This is a genomic window from Methylophilus sp. YYY-1 (genome assembly GCF_029132825.1).
In the GTDB taxonomy this organism is placed as follows: domain Bacteria; phylum Pseudomonadota; class Gammaproteobacteria; order Burkholderiales; family Methylophilaceae; genus Methylophilus; species Methylophilus glucosoxydans.
Window position 1 is genome coordinate 339,165 of sequence record NZ_WOVG01000003.1, and the last position, 16,580, is coordinate 355,744.

Genomic DNA, 16,580 nt, shown 5'->3' on the forward strand with positions numbered 1-16,580 from the left:
AACAACTAATTAGCAGTTTTTTTATAAATAGAAGGCGCTTCAGAGACAAATTTCTCAGTGACGCCATTCAAGCTCTCGGAATGGCTGATCATGAAGTAACCGTCATTCTTGAGCAAAGGCAACATTTGATCAGTAATCTGTCGCTTAGTCTCGACATCAAAGTAAATCATCACGTTACGCAAAAAAATCACATCAAACTGGCCCAGATCAGGAAAAGGCTTGGTGAGATTGACCTGCAAGAATTTGATGCGTTGGCGGAGCTCTTTCACAATCAGCAGCTCACCATCGTGATCGCCGGTGCCTTTCAGGCAATATTTGGTCAGATAAGGTCTGGGGATCTCGGAGGCACGCTGCATGTTGTAACAACCGCTTTGTGCCTGCTGCAAGACCTTGGTGCTTAAATCTGAGGCGACGATTTCCCAGGGCTCTTTGCCCAGATGTTCATCGAGCAACATGGCAATCGTATAGGGCTCTTCACCTGACGAGCACGCCGCACTCCAGACCCGGAAAGGCTTGCCTTTGCTACGTTTGGGCAGAATCACCTCTTTAAAGAAGTCAAAGTGTTTGGGCTCTCTGAAAAAATGCGTTTCGTTGGTGGTGAGCAAATCAATCGCAATCTGCTTTTCTTTTGCATTGGCAGGATCATTGATCAATTTGTAATACTGCGTAAACGAATTGAGTTGATGAAAATGCAAGCGTTTGCTGAGCCTGCCACTGACCAGCGGTTTTTTAACGTCTGACAGGGCAATACCGGCTTGTGCGTAAATAAAGCTTTTAAACAAGCCAAATTCTTTTACTGTCAATGATTCAATCTGATCCATGTGCTACCCCTTCACTACTTAACTCGCTGCGGACTCACTGGCCAAGGTCGAGCCAGTCGCCAGGCTAGACACTTCATCGACAGAAAGTACCTTGTTAACGTTGAGTAAAATAATGAACTTACCCTCTATCTTGCCCATGCCTGCAATAAAATCTGCGCGGATATTGGCACCAAAACTTGGCGCTGGCTCAATATTGCCCGCCTCGATATCCACCACTTCATTGACGGCATCCACCATCATGCCCACCACTTGCGTTCCCGTCGCATGTGCAACCTCAATGATCACAATACAGGTTTTACGTGTGATCTCCGCCGTCGGCTTGTCGAAACGTGCCGCCATGTCAATCACAGGCACTACGGCCCCGCGCAAGTTAATCACACCTCGTATAAACGCTGGCATTTTGGGCACTTCAGTCAACTGCCCATACTCGATAATTTCCTTCACATTCAGGATATTGATCGCAAACACCTCTCGTCCGAGGACAAACGTCAAATACTGTTGCATGGCATCAGAAAAACCGTTTAACTGATGCTGTTCACCTCTTGCAATTGCCAATTCACTCATTTTTCTATCCTCTCGTTGTTGGTTTCAAGCGCATCACAATCACGCGACACTGTACGTCGCTGTGACGACTTAAAACCTCACGAACTGCTCCTCATCAATGCCGCCACCAAAGGTGCCGGTTTTAGGCGTTTGTATCACTGGGCTATTGAAAGATTTGCTCACAGTAGGCTTACTGCCCTGTGATTTTGCTTTTGGCTTGTCTGCTCCCTTGAGCAGGTGATGCTCACCACTCACTTTAAAGAAAGCAATCAACTGTTGCAGTTGCTCGGCCTGACCGCTCATCTCTTCGGCCGTTGCTGCCAGTTCTTCACTGGAACTGGCGTTTTGCTGGGTTGCCTGGCTTAACTGGTTCATGGCTGCAGTAATTTGCTCTGCACCACTGCTTTGCTCTTCACTCGCGGCAGAAATTTCCTGTACCAGATCACTGGTTTTGTTGATGCTAGGCACGATCTCATCCAGCAAGTCACCGGCACGTTCTGCCAGGCTCACAGAGTTCTTGGCCACTTCACCAATCTCTTGCGCCGCCACCTGGCTACGTTCCGCCAGTTTGCGCACCTCTGCTGCCACCACGGCAAAGCCTTTACCATGCTCACCGGCTCGCGCGGCTTCAATCGCAGCGTTCAGGGCCAGCAGGTTAGTCTGGTAGGCAATATCATCAATAATGCTGATCTTGTCAGCGATGCTCTTCATGGCAATCACGGTATCTTTCACGGCCGCCCCGCCTTCGTTGGCGTCTTTAGCGGCCTTACCGGCAATGCCATCAGTCACTTTGGAGTTCTCGGTATTCTGATTGATCGAAGCACTCATCTGCTCCACTGAAGCAGAAGTTTCTTCTACCGAGGCGGCTTGTTCATTGGTCGCCTGGCTGATGCTTTGTGCGGTGGCACTCACTTGCTCGGAGGCACTGGCTATGTTGTCTGCAGAACCCCTGACCTCTACAATCACTTGCATCAAGCGCTCTACCGTATTGACCACGGACAGCTTCAACTCTTCAAGCTGGCCTTGGTATTCATTGTCAATACGTTGGGTCAAATCACCCTGTTCGACCTCTTTCATCAATGCCATGACCTCTACCAGCGGATTGACTATGTTATCCAGCATGTCATTGAGGCCTTGCACCATCTTGCGGTAATCACCTTTATACAAACTGGAATCTGCACGTATGGTCAAATTGCCTTGTGAAGCCGCCTCAATCAGCAGGTTAATTTCACGCGACATGGCTTTCATATTGCTGCGGACCATCTCTATGGTGTCATTGATAAAGGCTTTCTTGCCTGGCAACTGCTCCATAGGTGCGTCAAAGTTACCTTCGCCAAACTCCTTGATCACCGCCATGGCTTTTTTCTTCACCGCAATGTGGCCGCCCACCATGGTGTTCACACCGACGGCCATGCTCTTGAAGTCACCCTGGAATTTGTCTGCATCGATGACCACATCAATATCACCGGCATCATGCTCTTTGGACATATGGTTCATGTCAGCAATAAAGCCCTTGAGGTTACTACGCATGCTTTCGATGGTGTCGTTAATAAAGGCTTTCTTGCCAGGCAGTTGCTCCATAGGCGCATCAAAGTTGCCTTCACCAAAGGCCTTGATCACTGCCATGGCCTTTTTCTTCACCGCAATATGGCCGCCAACCATAGTGTTCACGCCGACCGCCATGGTCTTGAAGTCGCCTTGGAATTTGTCTGCATTCATCACCACATCAATATCGCCCGCGTCGTGCTCTTTGGACATGTGACTCATGTCCGCAATAAAGCCCTTGAGGTTGCTACGCATGTTTTCGATGGTGTCATTGATAAAGGCCTTCTTGCCTGGCAACTGTTCCATCGGCGCGTCAAAGTTACCTTCACCAAAGGCCTTGATCACTGCCATGGCTTTTTTCTTGACGGCAATGTGGCCGCCAACCATGGTGTTCACACCGACCGCCATGGTCTTGAAGTCGCCTTGGAACTTGTCTGTGTTCATCGCCACATCAATGTCACCGGCGTCGTGCTCTTTGGACATATGGTTCATGTCAGCAATAAAGCCCTTGAGGTTGCTACGCATGTTTTCGATGGTGTCGTTAATAAACGCTTTTTTGCCAGGCAGTTGCTCCATAGGCGCATCAAAGTTGCCTTCACCAAAGGCCTTGATCACCGCCATGGCCTTTTTCTTCACGGCAATATGGCCACCGACCATGGTATTCACCCCCACAGCCATGGTCTTGAACTCGCCCTGAAACTTGTCTGCATTCATGACGACATCGATATCGCCTGCGTCATGCTCTTTAGACATATGATTGAGCTCATGCGTAAAAGCATCCAGCGATTGCTGCTTCTGCGCCAACTGCTGTTGCAACTCAGAAATCTGCAGGAATAAGGGGGTTAATTCATCTTGAACGCTTAAATCAATGGCTTGATTCAATTGCCCCTTCGCCAATTGCATTAAATATTGCTGCGCAATTTGAATACGACTTTTATTGACTGCCCTGTAGTTCAAGATAGACATAATGCTTTCCCCCAAAAATTGATCACATGTGATTTGACAAACTTCTGGCCGACTGGCCCTGGTGATCTATGATTCCCAGCATAGGTCACACGCATCCCACTCAAGTTAAAACTTCACAAACTGTGACTCATCAATATCGGCGGCATTGGCCGTCGCTACATGCAGTGCTGACTTACTACTGGCTGACGTGGTCACTTTTTTAACGCTCTTTTTTACTGTAGAGGCAAAAGCAGTCTCTTCTGAACCCACTTTAAAGTAGGAGATCAGTTGTTGCAGTTGCTCGGCCTGACCGCTCATCTCTTCAGCAGTCGCTGCCAGCTCTTCGCTTGAACTGGCGTTTTGCTGCGTGGTTTGGCTCAATTGATTCATGGCAGAAGTAATCTGCAAGGCTCCACTGCTTTGCTCTTCACTCGCGGCATAAATCTCTTGTACCAGATCACTGGTTTTGTTGATGCTAGGCACGATCTCATCCAGTAAGTCACCGGCACGCTCAGCCAGACCCACAGAGTTTTTAGCCACTTCACCAATCTCTTGCGCAGCCACCTGGCTACGCTCTGCCAGCTTGCGCACTTCGGCCGCTACCACCGCAAAGCCTTTGCCATGCTCACCGGCACGCGCGGCTTCAATCGCAGCGTTCAGGGCCAGCAGGTTAGTCTGGTAGGCAATATCATCAATAATGCTGATCTTGTCAGCGATGCTCTTCATCGCAATCACGGTATCTTTCACCGCCGCCCCGCCTTCGTTGGCGTCTTTGGCCGCTTTACCGGCAATGCCATCAGTTACTTTGGAGTTCTCGGTATTCTGGTTAATCGAAGCACTCATTTGCTCCACTGAGGCAGAAGTTTCTTCGACAGAAGCGGCTTGTTCATTAGTCGCCTGGCTGATGCTTTGCGCCGTCGCACTCACTTGCTCCGAAGCACTGGCAATGTTGTCAGCAGAACCTCGGACTTCAGAAATAATGCCTGTCAGGCGGTTCACCATACCATCGATGGCAAACAAAATACTGGTTGTATCGCCTGGACGTAAATCTGTCTTAACGGTTAAATCGCCTTCAGCCACACGTTTCACAATGCCTGCGGCATAGGCGGGCTCACCACCAATTTGAGCCAGCAATTGTTCGACCATTTGCTTCATGGAGTACAACAAGCTGCTGGTGTCGCCGGGTCTGGTTTCTACCTGAACCGTGTAGTCGCCGGAAGCGACTGTTTTCACTACCGAGGCAGCGTACTCTGGCTTGCCGCCGATTTGAGACATTAATTGCTCAACCATTTGCTTCATGGAGTACAACAAGCTGCTGGTATCGCCAGGCTTGGTTTCAACTTGAATCGTGTAATCACCAGCTGCTACCGTTTTTACAACAGAGGCTGCGTAATCCGGCTCACCGCCTAATTGTTTTAACAGGTTACGGGTAATAAAGAAGCCGATTGCGGCGGCTAGCGCGATGACTGCCAAGGCGATTGTGCGGGAGAGCAGTAAAGCCGTTGCCTGTGTGTCAGAGGCGTCTTTTGATGCCTTTTGACCAATTTCCACGTTATATTTTCTGTCTGCTTCTATCGCCTGAGACACTTTTAAAAAGTCTTCTTTAGCGGCAAAGACAGCGCGCCTAGCTTCCTCAATTTTGTTGGCTCGAGAAAGTGACAGTACCTTTTCACGCAAAATGTCATAACTCTTGATTTCAGCTTTCACATCCTCAATCAAGCGCTTATCTTTATCGTCTGTAATATTTTCTGCTTCATATTTTTTAACAGCCTCTTCCAATTTGGCACGATATTCCAGAACAACCCGATCAAGTTGTGACATCGTCGCATCATCGGTGTTAATAATGTGCTGATAAACTGTTTCCTGCATATCAGCATAAGCTTTGGACATTTCATCCAAAACAATAATACTGGGTACGGTATTGATATTGAGGTAATTGGTTTTGGTGTATACCTGGTCCAGGTAATACTGCGCCATGGAAGCGATTAAAATCAGGCCAAATACCGCTGTGCCAATCAGCAGTATCATTTTTTTTGCAACGGTCATTTTCATTTCAACTTCCTTTTCAACATTTAGTGATGCTTCTCAACCGTACCAGCCAAGATTGCGATCCCGCCTACAAACAAAACACTATTCACATTTAAACTCATCACAAACTGCCCCAGACTCTGCTCCGTGCCGACTACAAAATCAGCACGTAGATTGGCTCTAAAGCGTGGTAAATACCATCTGGGACTCGTTTGGTGTTGCAATCAATCATTAAAATTTCACAAACTGTGACTCATCAATATCGGCCGCCGTCGCACTCGCTACATGCAGTGATGCTTTACTGCTGGCTGGGGTGGTCACTTTTTTAACGCTCTTTTTTACTGTAGAGGCAAAAGCAGTCTCTTCTGAACCCACTTTAAAGTAGGAGATCAGTTGTTGCAGTTGCTCGGCCTGACCGCTCATCTCTTCAGCGGTCGCCGCCAGTTCTTCACTGGAGCTGGCGTTTTGCTGCGTGGTTTGGCTCAATTGATTCATGGCAGAAGTAATCTGCAAGGCTCCACTACTTTGCTCTTCACTTGCTGCATAAATCTCTTGTACCAGATCACTGGTTTTGTTGATGCTAGGCACGATCTCATCCAGTAAGTCACCGGCACGCTCAGCCAGACCCACAGAGTTTTTAGCCACTTCACCAATCTCTTGCGCAGCCACCTGGCTACGCTCTGCCAGCTTGCGCACTTCGGCCGCTACCACCGCAAAGCCTTTGCCATGCTCACCGGCACGCGCGGCTTCAATCGCAGCGTTCAGGGCCAGCAGGTTAGTTTGGTAAGCAATGTCATCAATAATGCTGATCTTGTCAGCGATACTCTTCATCGCAATTACAGTATCTTTTACCGCAGCCCCACCTTCGTTGGCGTCTTTAGCCGCTTTGCCAGCAATGCCGTCGGTAACCTTAGAGTTTTCTGCGTTTTGGTTAATAGAAGCACTCATCTGCTCAACAGAGGCAGAGGTCTCTTCTACTGAAGCTGCTTGTTCGTTGGTGGCCTGGCTGATGCTTTGTGCAGTAGCACTCACTTGCTCAGAGGCACTGGCAATATTGTCAGCAGAGCCACGCACTTCAGAAATAATGCCGGTGAGTCGGTTCACCATATTGTCGATAGCAAACAAAATGCTGCTGTTATCATTGGGGCGTAAATCCGTCTTAACAGTCAAATCCCCTTCAGCGACGCGCTTGACAATGCCCGCAGCATAAGCAGGCTCGCCACCAATTTGAGACAGCAATTGTTCGACCATCTGCTTCATGGAGTACAACAGACTGCTGGTATCCCCAGGCTTGGTTTGTACTTGAACGGTATAATCACCAGACGCCACCGTTTTGACCACAGAAGCTGCATAATCAGGTTCACCACCTAGTTGCTTGAGCAAACCTGAAGTAATCACCCAACCAACGAAACCAGCAATCGCAATGATGATCGCGGAAAGAATGAAAGCAAACGTGTTGGCTTGTGCTTTAGCTGCTTGTGCGTTTTTAGCACCCTTTTTAGCCAGCTCTACGTTATAGTCAAAATCCTCATTCAGCGCATTAGCGGCTTCATCTGCCAACGCCATCAATTCAGCAGAGGCCTCACGCGCCTGCTCAGATTTATTGGCGCGAGAAAGGGCAATGATTGCCGGTGCATGCGACATATACTCCACAAACAGATCACGACTTTTGGTGACCATCTGTTTGTCTTTTTCATCGGCTACATTGTTTTGGATGTAATGATCAAATGCGTCTAATGCGCCTTTTTTGTGCTCCGCAATCTTGGCCTCTGTTTCTTCTAAAGCCTTGGTATCTTTAGCATCCGTTAAAATATGGCGATTTAACTGGATACGAAAACGCAATGTGTGTTTGCGTATCTGATCCAGATCAATGAGGCTGGGGATTGAGTTCACATTGGCATAATTGACAGTGTTAAACACTTTTTCCATTTGCGTGCTCGCCATGATGACCAAGCCCACCATGCCAACAACCGCAGTGAATATTAAAAACAGCATTTTTTTTGCAACGGTCAGTTTCATGTTACATACCTTTCGTCTTTTGGATTTTCAATCCAGATGTTCTTTATAAAGCTCTTTATCTTGACTTACCCACCAGCTGTGCTGACGTTGCTCCCAGCCAAGGTGGCAATTTCATCCACCGACAGTACGCTGTTCACATCTAAAATAATCACAAACTTGCCATCAATTTTGCCCATGCCCTCAATAAAGTCCGCGCGGATATTGGCACCAAAGCTTGGCGCAGGCTCAATATTGCCTGCCTCAATATCCACCACTTCATTGACAGCATCGACCATGACACCAACCACTTGCGTCGCCTCTGCATGCGCAACTTCTATAATCACGATGCAGGTTTTACGTGTGATGTCGGCACTAGGCTTACCAAATCTGGCAGCCATATCAATCACTGGCACCACTGCACCACGCAGGTTAATCACGCCGCGGATAAACGCTGGCATTTTGGGTACCTCGGTTAATTGCCCATACTCAATAATCTCTTTGATATTGAGAATATTGAGGGCAAAGGTCTCCCGACCAAGGATAAACGTCAGGTACTGCTGAATCCCGTTTTCTAACACTGCTTGCTGCGTTTTTGGTAGCTCTGCCACACTCAGTTCACTCATGACTTTTCCTTTCAAGGTTGTCGGCAATTCTCGCAAGCTCGCCAGTAGGCTGCTGCAAATGTCGACAATCAATATTCCTTAGAACTTTACGAACTGTGCTTCATCGACTTGAGCCGCATAGTCGTTAGTTGACTTGGCACCAGTCACATGACCAATCGTTGGTTTAGAGACTTTTTTGATCACCTTTTTAGTGGCTGCCGAGACCAGATGATCATCCACCCCCACCTTGAAGAATCCAATCAGTTGTTGCAGTTGCTCGGCCTGGCCGCTCATCTCTTCAGCGGTCGCTGCCAGTTCTTCACTGGAACTGGCATTTTGCTGGGTCACCTGGCTCAGTTGATTCATCGCAGCCGTAATCTGCAAGGCTCCACTGCTTTGCTCTTCACTCGCGGCATAAATCTCTTGTACCAGATCACTGGTTTTGTTGATGCTAGGCACGATCTCATCCAGCAAGTCACCGGCACGCTCAGCCAGACCCACGGAATTCTTAGCCACTTCACCAATCTCTTGCGCAGCCACCTGGCTACGTTCAGCCAACTTGCGCACTTCGGCCGCTACCACCGCAAAGCCTTTGCCATGCTCACCGGCTCGCGCAGCTTCAATCGCCGCGTTCAGGGCCAGCAAGTTAGTCTGGTAGGCAATGTCATCAATAATGCTGATCTTGTCAGCGATGCTCTTCATCGCAATCACAGTATCTTTTACCGCAGCCCCACCTTCGTTGGCGTCTTTAGCCGCTTGACCGGCAATGCCATCGGTCACTTTAGAGTTTTCAGCGTTTTGGTTGATAGAAGCACTCATCTGCTCAACAGAAGCAGAGGTCTCTTCTACTGAAGCGGCTTGTTCATTGGTCGCCTGGCTAATGCTTTGTGCAGTCGCACTCACTTGCTCCGAAGCACTGGCAATATTGTCTGCAGAGGCCTTAATCTCATTAATCACCGTGCTGATTTTTTCAGACATGGTTTTCATGGAGGCCATCATCTGGCCGATTTCATCATTGGAGGTCACTTCAACGGTTTGCGTTAAATCACCATTGGCAATGGCATTAGCAGAAATCACAGCGCTATTGAGTGGGCGGGTGATGGATCTGATGATAAAGAGCGCGAGAGCCAATACAGCAAACGAAAGTAAACCACCCACAATCAAGCCAGTTGTCACAGCGCTAGATTTAACTTCAATCGCATTTTCAGCCGAGGCTTTAGCCAATGCCTGGTTGTAAGCCATATGCTCATCAATCGCAGCATTCAACTCTTCAGCCACTTTTGCATTTGAAGTTAAAATAGCAAGCGCTTCTTTTTGCTTACCTTCTCTCGAGAGCTTGATGACTTCAGTCATACCAGGTAAATAAGCCTCATAGCCTTTACGCACACGGTCTAACAGCTCTTTATCTTTTGCATCAAAGATGTTCTCGTTGCTATATTTCACCAGGCCATCTTCAACACCTTTTTTCGCCTCATTAATCGCAGTTTCAATCGATGTCATGGCATTTTGATCGGTATTGAGTACATGGCGATACACCCTGACCCGCAATTGACCAAACTTCTTCATGACCTCGTTTAAAGTACTGATGCTTGGAATCCCGTTCACGTTGGCATTGTTGGTCGCCTCAAACACTTTTTCGAGACTACTGTAGCTGAGACCGATCAAACTGAATAATCCAAGGATTGCGATGGCAATCATGAGGGAGATCTTGTGAGAAACTTTCATTACAAACCCGCTTTCTTTAATCAATAAATTGTTTGGTTACGCCACTGGGAGAGTGATCACTTAACTTTCCAGAAGCGCCTGTTCTTTTATGCTTTCCATATTGGCCAGTTGCATCATGCGCGGCACATCCAATACCAGTGCCACGCTGCCTGAGCCAAGAATGGTGAAGCCACCTATCCCTTTTACGTTCTCAAACACCTTACCCAGGGGTTTAATCACGGTCTGGAATTCACCAATCAACTTATCCACCACTAATCCTATTTTTTGGTTTGCATACTGCATCACAACGATGTTTTGCCGTGCAGGAGGCTCACCTTTACTTTCGAACTCATCCCTGAGTTTGAGGTAAGGCAACACCTCGCCCCGCAGGTTAATAAAGTTTCTTTGATCATTGACAGAGGATTCATAATCCGCTGCAGAAAGCTCAATACATTCCACCACCATATCGAGTGGGACCACATAAGAGGAGTCGGCCACGCCCACGAGAAAGCCATCAATAATGGCGAGCGTCAGTGGCAGGCGGATGCTCATGGTGCAACCCAAGCCAGGCCGGGACTGGATATCAATGGTGCCGCGCAGGGCCTGAATATTACGTTTGACCACATCCATGCCCACCCCGCGGCCAGACAGGTTGCTGACGGCGTCTGCGGTAGAAAAGCCTGCTTCAAAAATCAGGTTATAAATGTCTTTGTCACTGAGTGACTGCTCAGGGCTGACCAAGCCTTTGTCTATGGCTTTGGCCAGAATCTTGTCGCGGTTAAGGCCCGCGCCATCATCACTGACTTCAATCACGATGCTGCCTGAGTCGTGGAAAGCATTGAGTTTGAGCGTGCCATAAGCGGGTTTGCCTTTGGCGACACGCACCTCGGCCGATTCAATGCCGTGGTCCATGGAGTTGCGTACCAGATGCGTAAGTGGATCACTGATTTTCTCCACCACGGTTTTATCCAGCTCGGTTTCTTCGCCACTGATCTCCAGGCGGATATCTTTACCCAGCTCTTTGCTCACATCACGTACCACACGGTTAAAGCGGCTAAAGGTGGCGCCGATTTGCACCATACGCAAGGCCAGTGCTGAGTCACGTACTTGCTCCACCAGCGTAGAGATATTGGAAGTGGCTTCATTCATGGCACTATCACCGATCTTATTGGAAATCAGTGTGGCGCCAGCCCCTGCAATAATCAGTTCGCCCACCAGATTGATCAGCTCATCCAGCTTGTTGGCATCAATGCGGATATAGTTGGATTCGGCATTTTTGGTTTCTTTGACCTGACGCTGTTTTTCCAGCGCCGCATTGACCACCGCGGGTTGCACCAGCTGCTCATTGACCAGTGTCTGGCCGATGGGCTGCTTGTCGCCAGTTGCAGGGTTGGCCTGTTTTGCCAGCGCCGCCTCTAGCTCATTGGGCGTCAGTGTGCCGCACTTGAGTAAAATCTCACCCAGTTTCATGTCTTCATTGGAGAGGCGGTCGATCAAGTCGATATAGTGCTGAATCTGCCCATGCGGCGGCAGGATATGAATCTCGCAATCATCACGCACAAAATCAAAAATACCTTCGATCTCGACTTTGCTGGCCTGACTTTCGTAACTGATTTCAAAACCCAGAAAGCAGCTTTCGGCATCCATCTCTTCGAGTGCAGGCAGGGCTTGCGTGAGGGTGACCATGTGCACAATGCGGCCCATGGTATTCATGTAACGCAAGAAGCTGAACGGATCCATGCCACTGCGGAAGGTATCCGGGCCGAAGCGCAAGGAGAGATGCCAGCAACCGGTTTCTGCGGTGTCCATACTTTCTACCGCGCCCGGCTCGGCGGCGGTGACAGTCGCAACAGGCAACTCAGCCACGGTTTTGGCCGTCTGCTTGGCTTCCAGGTAAACATTGAGTCGGTGAATCAAACTGTCGTTGACCACCAGGGTGTCGGCATCTGGGGTAGTGCCTTCGGCCACATGATCAATCAGCTTGCTGATAAAGTCGCCCACTTCAAGAAACAGAGCCACGATCTCTTCAGTGACTTCAATTTCACCATTCCGCACTTTATCCAGCACGCTTTCAGCCACATGGGTGAAGCTGATGATAAAGTCCAAGCCAAACAAGCCGGCCGAGCCTTTAATGGTGTGGGCCGCACGGAAGATGGCATTAATCTTTTCTTCGTCTCCGGGATTCTGCTCCAGCGTCAGCAGCGCTTCTTCCATCTGCTGTAGCAAATCACGGCTTTCAATGATGTAAATCTGCAGGGATTCATCTAGTTGCATCTTGTTTCCTCCTTAAATAGTGGTCTCAAGCGGCAACTTCGGTCAGCACCTGGGTGATGCCAAAAAAGCCAGCGGTATCAGAAAGCTCAATCAAATCCATGACCGCATCACTGGGGTTTGCAAGTTGGAAATCCACGCCATGTGAGAGTGCATGCAAGCGGATTGCCATCAAAATTTGTAGACCAGCCGCATCGACTTCGTCCACCTCAGCCAAATCAAGCTGCAAGGGCAAGGTCTTGCTGAGCTCCGTCTTCACCTGGGCCATGGTCTCTGCCGCGTTATAAATATTTAGTTCACCACTAAAGGTCAGCGCACAACGCGCTTCATTGGTATCAATCATGACTGGCATACTGGAACTCCCTGAGATAGAAAATCGACGGATGGCTAAGGGTGATGCGCTATGGCAACACCAGCTTGGACACGGCGTTCAACAATTGTGGCGGTTGGAAAGGTTTCACCATCCATGCCTTGGCGCCCCCGGCTTGACCCTGCATTTTTTTCTCTTCGGCGCTCTCGGTGGTGAGCATGATCACTGGTGTGAATTTGTAGGCGGGGATTTGCTTGCTGGCTTTGAGGAACTCAAGGCCGTTCATATTGGGCATGTTCACATCACTAATGATGAGGTGGATTTTTTGCCCGTTTAACTTGGTCAGTGCGTCCTTGCCGTCTTCGGCTTCAATCACATCGTAACCGGCCCCTTTGAGAGCGGTACCAACTACGGATCGCAAAGAAGAAGAGTCATCTACAATAAGTATGGTTTTTGCCATGGCTAATTCCTTATTATCTAAAGCGTTTAAAAGAAAGTGATGTCATCTGCATCGTTGCTGGTGCTGGCCGGTGGCGCGGCACTCGCAGTGAAAGATTTTTTGCTAGCAGCAACAGTTGGTCTGGAGCGCTTGTCGTGGATCTGAGTTTGCTCACGCATGGTGTAAGTGGACTTCAATTGTTTTAACCATTCATCAACACTGCCCAGTCCGTTCACATCGTCCACGCGCTGATTCAGTTTTTCGATATCCTGCTGAACGTGGCTTAGCATTTGACTGACGCGGTCCTGAAACTGCAATGAAAACAACACTTGATCAATCTCTTGTGCCACATGCTGGCTTTCTTTAACCATCTGCTGACTCTCTTCGACCACCTCATTCGCGGTATGGCCAAATTTATCCAGCACGGTATTCACAATCTGTTCGGCCTCCACCAGGGTTTGCGCATCTTTCTTTTCAAACTCTTTTGAAACTTGCGATACATTTTTAATCGCTTGCGACACACGATTCACGGTTTCAGAAATATGCGAGCCGGTACGGCCGGCATCTGAGGACAGTCTTTTCACTGCATCGGCCACCACAGCAAACCCGCGGCCGCGCTCACCGACACGCGCTGCTTCAATCGCAGCGTTGACAGCGACCATCCCGGTTTCCTTGGCGATGCGAGTGACAATATCTGCCATATCCAACAGTTCTTTGGTATAACTGGATAAAGTTGAAACGGCCTCTAGCAGCGTCTGCTTTTCTTCGATGCTGTTTTTGAGCAAGGCAATCACCATGGCTAACTGATCCTGGCTTAAATTGAGCAATTCAAGCAATTGCGCATTACTCTGCGATTGTCCATGGCTGGTGACCGCACGGACGCTTTGCGACAATCCTGCAAACTTGGCACTTAACTCATCAATCGAGCTACTGGTCAGTGTTTTTGCAGCATGGATCTGATCTGCCCATAGTGGCAGCACCGATTGGCACAACTGCTGTAATTCCTCATTGTGAAATTCAGGCATATCATTGCTGCTCGCGGTGTGATCGTAATAATTTTGCATTCATGGGATCCTTACAGTAGTGCCAATGAAATTACATTTGTTTAGCTCAATTTTAAGAGACTGACGGATGCGTTAATCCTCTAATAAGCGTGGGTTTATTTATCCTAATCTAATCCTAGAATCAGGCCTAAAGCCTGCGCTATTTATGGCGTTATAGAGAGACGAGCGGCGCATAACCGCCAACGTGAATTTTTCACGTTAAAACAAGGAATTAGCTATGAAAATGCAGGAACTCAACATCAAACGGACCTTGTTGAAATTCGTCTTCATGATGATTATCAGCATTACCTTGACCGTTGGCTGTCTGATCTGGATGACGCATAAAACCTACTTCTCACGCGGGGTGATCATGAATACCTTGATCCCGAATATGGAGGCGCTGAACGAGGTCAGAACAGAAACCCTGATGCTGATTGCCGATGTACGAGAGTCGCTCAGAACGCAGGATTTATATGAGCACAATCACGTCCTGCCAGAAATCTTGAACAAACTCCATGTGCTGACTAACAAGGTGGAGCAGTTGAAACAACTCCCTGCAATCAACTCGCAAAATGCTAGTTTGATTGACGAAATAGAGAGCAACTTCCATCTGTTTAAAGACGAACTCAACCAGTTACTCATCCAGCAACCGACTGATAAGTCAGAAGCCTCAGTGACAACACGATTTACACCTCTGTTTCATGCCGGGAAAGCGACCATAGACAGCGTGGACACCGCACTGGCCGGTAATCTTTCGCAAACCTGGCAAGAGTTCAAGTCACTGGAATATATTGAATTTACCAATATCGGTATTTATCTGGCCAGCATGCTGCTCCTGCTGGCCGTGTTGTATTTTGCGGGCAAAAAAACCTATGCAAGGATTCTGGCGGTGTTGGGGTCAGAGCCAAATGAGTTTATAGGCGTGATTAATGGTTTGCTGGAAGGCAAGCAAACACCGCCACAACAAGTGCAAGAAAACAGTCTGATGTTCAGACTGCAGCAGTCCTTGCTGTTTGACAGGGAAACCGGAGTTCTGAATAAACTGGGCTTTTTGCACCATTACCCGCAGCGATTCTCCGCAGACCAACCCGTCGTTGCGACCCTGATCAGGGTACAGTCACTCGAAGAGCTGTCAGAGTTTATTGGACCTGCCAGCACCACTGAACTATTGAACCAGTTTTTGGCACGGCTACAAGAAAGAGTCGTGTCAAACAGCATGATTGCACGCGTCGCCTATTCGAGTTTTCTATGGGTCAGAGAAGAATGCGGGGATGATAAAAAGCTGGTGACCGAAATTGAAACACTGATTGCACGCCTGCAAGCCCCTTATTCGCTTGGCATACGCGCCATCAAGATCAAGACCTTTGCCGGGATCATGAAGCTGCCGCAAGATACTGAGAACTTCAAGCTCTTGATTCCCTACACGACGCTGACAGCAACCAAGGCGGAAAAAACACTACAGCAGTACCTGTTTTTTGCCCCTGGGTTTCTACAAGAGTCTCTTGATTATATTGAAATGGAAGCCGCACTGTCACATGCGCTTGAAAACAAGGAATTTGAAATCTACCTGCAACCGCAAGTGGATATTCGCGACAACCGGATTGCCGGTGCCGAGGCCTTGATCCGCTGGAAACATCCGCTCAAAGGCTTTATCCCGCCAGATAAATTTATTCCTGTGGCTGAACGTAACGGGCAGATTCTGGAGATAGGTGACTGGATTCTGAATCAAGGCATCGCTTATGCCGTCGAAATCAATCAGAACCGACTTGACATGATCCCGATTGCAATCAATTTGTCTTCGCACCAGATTCAGGCGCCGCAGTTTTTTGACAGCTTGCAACAAAAATTAAGCCATTGGCAGTGCGATCCGGCCTGGATCAAACTGGAGATCACAGAATCTGTGCTGTTGGAGAAGAGTGAAGAGGTACTAAAAACCCTGTTACAGATCGCATCACTGGGCATTACAGTTTCGCTGGATGACTTTGGGACAGGCTACTCCTCACTGAGCTATCTAACCAAATACCCAATCAGCCAGATCAAGATAGATCGTGCCTTTATGAACGACATTCCCTTACATCTGGACAATACCGAGCTGGTGAAGGCCATCGTCAAACTGGCCGAAATTCTGCATTTTGAAGTAGTGGCAGAAGGCATAGAGTCTCTGGAACAGTTAAACTTTTTGAACACCACTTCGTGCAAGTTCGTGCAAGGCTATTACTTTTATAAACCCATGCCTTACAGTAACTTCAAGACACTGGTGACTGTCCCCAGCAGCCCCTCTGAAACAGTATTGCTCAAGTAAAACTCGCACTTCGATTGGGACTGGCCAGC

General features: G+C 48.4%; 12 protein-coding genes. 1 reads left to right on the forward strand and 11 read right to left on the reverse strand.

Annotated features, from left to right (window positions below):
- Positions 1-5 precede the first annotated feature (5 nt).
- The 11 genes from GOC95_RS10665 to GOC95_RS10715 form a co-directional block, all read right to left on the reverse strand.
- Positions 6-821, reverse strand: coding sequence for a protein-glutamate O-methyltransferase CheR (locus GOC95_RS10665; protein ID WP_194747251.1), 816 nt, complete (start codon positions 819-821; stop codon positions 6-8).
- An 18-nt stretch (positions 822-839) separates the two neighbouring features.
- The gene (locus tag GOC95_RS10670; protein WP_275357225.1) at positions 840-1,325 is read right to left on the reverse strand and encodes a chemotaxis protein CheW; all 486 of its coding nucleotides are present in this window, start codon (positions 1,323-1,325) and stop codon (positions 840-842) included.
- Between the two features lie 129 nt (positions 1,326-1,454).
- Positions 1,455-3,812 carry a methyl-accepting chemotaxis protein gene (locus GOC95_RS10675; RefSeq protein WP_275357036.1) on the reverse strand — a complete coding sequence of 786 codons (2,358 nt, stop codon included), beginning with the start codon at positions 3,810-3,812 and terminating at the stop codon, positions 1,455-1,457.
- 168 nt (positions 3,813-3,980) lie between these two features.
- Positions 3,981-5,906 carry a methyl-accepting chemotaxis protein gene (locus GOC95_RS10680; RefSeq protein ID WP_275357037.1) on the reverse strand — a complete coding sequence of 642 codons (1,926 nt, stop codon included), beginning with the start codon at positions 5,904-5,906 and terminating at the stop codon, positions 3,981-3,983.
- Positions 5,907-6,113: 207 nt separating this feature from the next.
- Positions 6,114-7,901 (reverse strand): methyl-accepting chemotaxis protein, encoded by a 1,788-nt coding sequence (locus GOC95_RS10685; RefSeq protein WP_275357038.1) that lies wholly within the window; start codon positions 7,899-7,901, stop codon positions 6,114-6,116.
- A 65-nt stretch (positions 7,902-7,966) separates the two neighbouring features.
- A complete protein-coding gene (locus tag GOC95_RS10690; protein ID WP_275357039.1) occupies positions 7,967-8,503 on the reverse strand; it encodes a chemotaxis protein CheW in 537 nt (178 codons plus the stop codon).
- Between the two features lie 78 nt (positions 8,504-8,581).
- Complete coding sequence (locus GOC95_RS10695) at positions 8,582-10,207, reverse strand: methyl-accepting chemotaxis protein (protein ID WP_275357040.1); 1,626 nt, start codon at positions 10,205-10,207, stop codon at positions 8,582-8,584.
- A gap of 60 nt (positions 10,208-10,267) precedes the next feature.
- A complete protein-coding gene (locus tag GOC95_RS10700; RefSeq protein ID WP_275357041.1) occupies positions 10,268-12,460 on the reverse strand; it encodes a chemotaxis protein CheA in 2,193 nt (730 codons plus the stop codon).
- Positions 12,461-12,485: 25 nt separating this feature from the next.
- Positions 12,486-12,809, reverse strand: a complete 324-nt coding sequence (locus GOC95_RS10705) for an STAS domain-containing protein (protein WP_275357042.1) — start codon at positions 12,807-12,809, stop codon at positions 12,486-12,488.
- A gap of 49 nt (positions 12,810-12,858) precedes the next feature.
- Positions 12,859-13,227 (reverse strand): response regulator, encoded by a 369-nt coding sequence (locus GOC95_RS10710; protein WP_194747259.1) that lies wholly within the window; start codon positions 13,225-13,227, stop codon positions 12,859-12,861.
- Positions 13,228-13,253: 26 nt separating this feature from the next.
- Positions 13,254-14,270: a methyl-accepting chemotaxis protein gene (locus tag GOC95_RS10715; RefSeq protein WP_275357043.1), complete on the reverse strand. Its 1,017-nt coding sequence runs from the start codon at positions 14,268-14,270 to the stop codon at positions 13,254-13,256.
- Between the two features lie 217 nt (positions 14,271-14,487).
- On the opposite strand from GOC95_RS10715, the gene GOC95_RS10720 reads away from it, so the two are divergent.
- A complete protein-coding gene (locus tag GOC95_RS10720) occupies positions 14,488-16,551 on the forward strand; it encodes an EAL domain-containing protein (protein ID WP_275357044.1) in 2,064 nt (687 codons plus the stop codon).
- Positions 16,552-16,580: the final 29 nt, after the last annotated feature.

Excerpts from the sequence above, each read along its gene's own strand:
- GOC95_RS10665 (WP_194747251.1), bottom strand. The coding sequence starts at position 821 with ATGGATCAGATTGAATCATTGACAGTAAAAGAATTTGGCTTGTTTAAA.
- GOC95_RS10670 (WP_275357225.1), bottom strand. The coding sequence starts at position 1,325 with ATGCAACAGTATTTGACGTTTGTCCTCGGACGAGAGGTGTTTGCGATC.
- GOC95_RS10675 (WP_275357036.1), bottom strand. The coding sequence starts at position 3,812 with ATGCAATTGGCGAAGGGGCAATTGAATCAAGCCATTGATTTAAGCGTT.
- GOC95_RS10680 (WP_275357037.1), bottom strand. The coding sequence starts at position 5,906 with ATGAAAATGACCGTTGCAAAAAAAATGATACTGCTGATTGGCACAGCG.
- GOC95_RS10685 (WP_275357038.1), bottom strand. The coding sequence starts at position 7,901 with ATGAAACTGACCGTTGCAAAAAAAATGCTGTTTTTAATATTCACTGCG.
- GOC95_RS10690 (WP_275357039.1), bottom strand. The coding sequence starts at position 8,503 with ATGAGTGAACTGAGTGTGGCAGAGCTACCAAAAACGCAGCAAGCAGTG.
- GOC95_RS10695 (WP_275357040.1), bottom strand. The coding sequence starts at position 10,207 with ATGAAAGTTTCTCACAAGATCTCCCTCATGATTGCCATCGCAATCCTT.
- GOC95_RS10700 (WP_275357041.1), bottom strand. The coding sequence starts at position 12,460 with ATGCAACTAGATGAATCCCTGCAGATTTACATCATTGAAAGCCGTGAT.
- GOC95_RS10705 (WP_275357042.1), bottom strand. The coding sequence starts at position 12,809 with ATGCCAGTCATGATTGATACCAATGAAGCGCGTTGTGCGCTGACCTTT.
- GOC95_RS10710 (WP_194747259.1), bottom strand. The coding sequence starts at position 13,227 with ATGGCAAAAACCATACTTATTGTAGATGACTCTTCTTCTTTGCGATCC.
- GOC95_RS10715 (WP_275357043.1), bottom strand. The coding sequence starts at position 14,270 with ATGCAAAATTATTACGATCACACCGCGAGCAGCAATGATATGCCTGAA.
- GOC95_RS10720 (WP_275357044.1), top strand. The coding sequence starts at position 14,488 with ATGAAAATGCAGGAACTCAACATCAAACGGACCTTGTTGAAATTCGTC.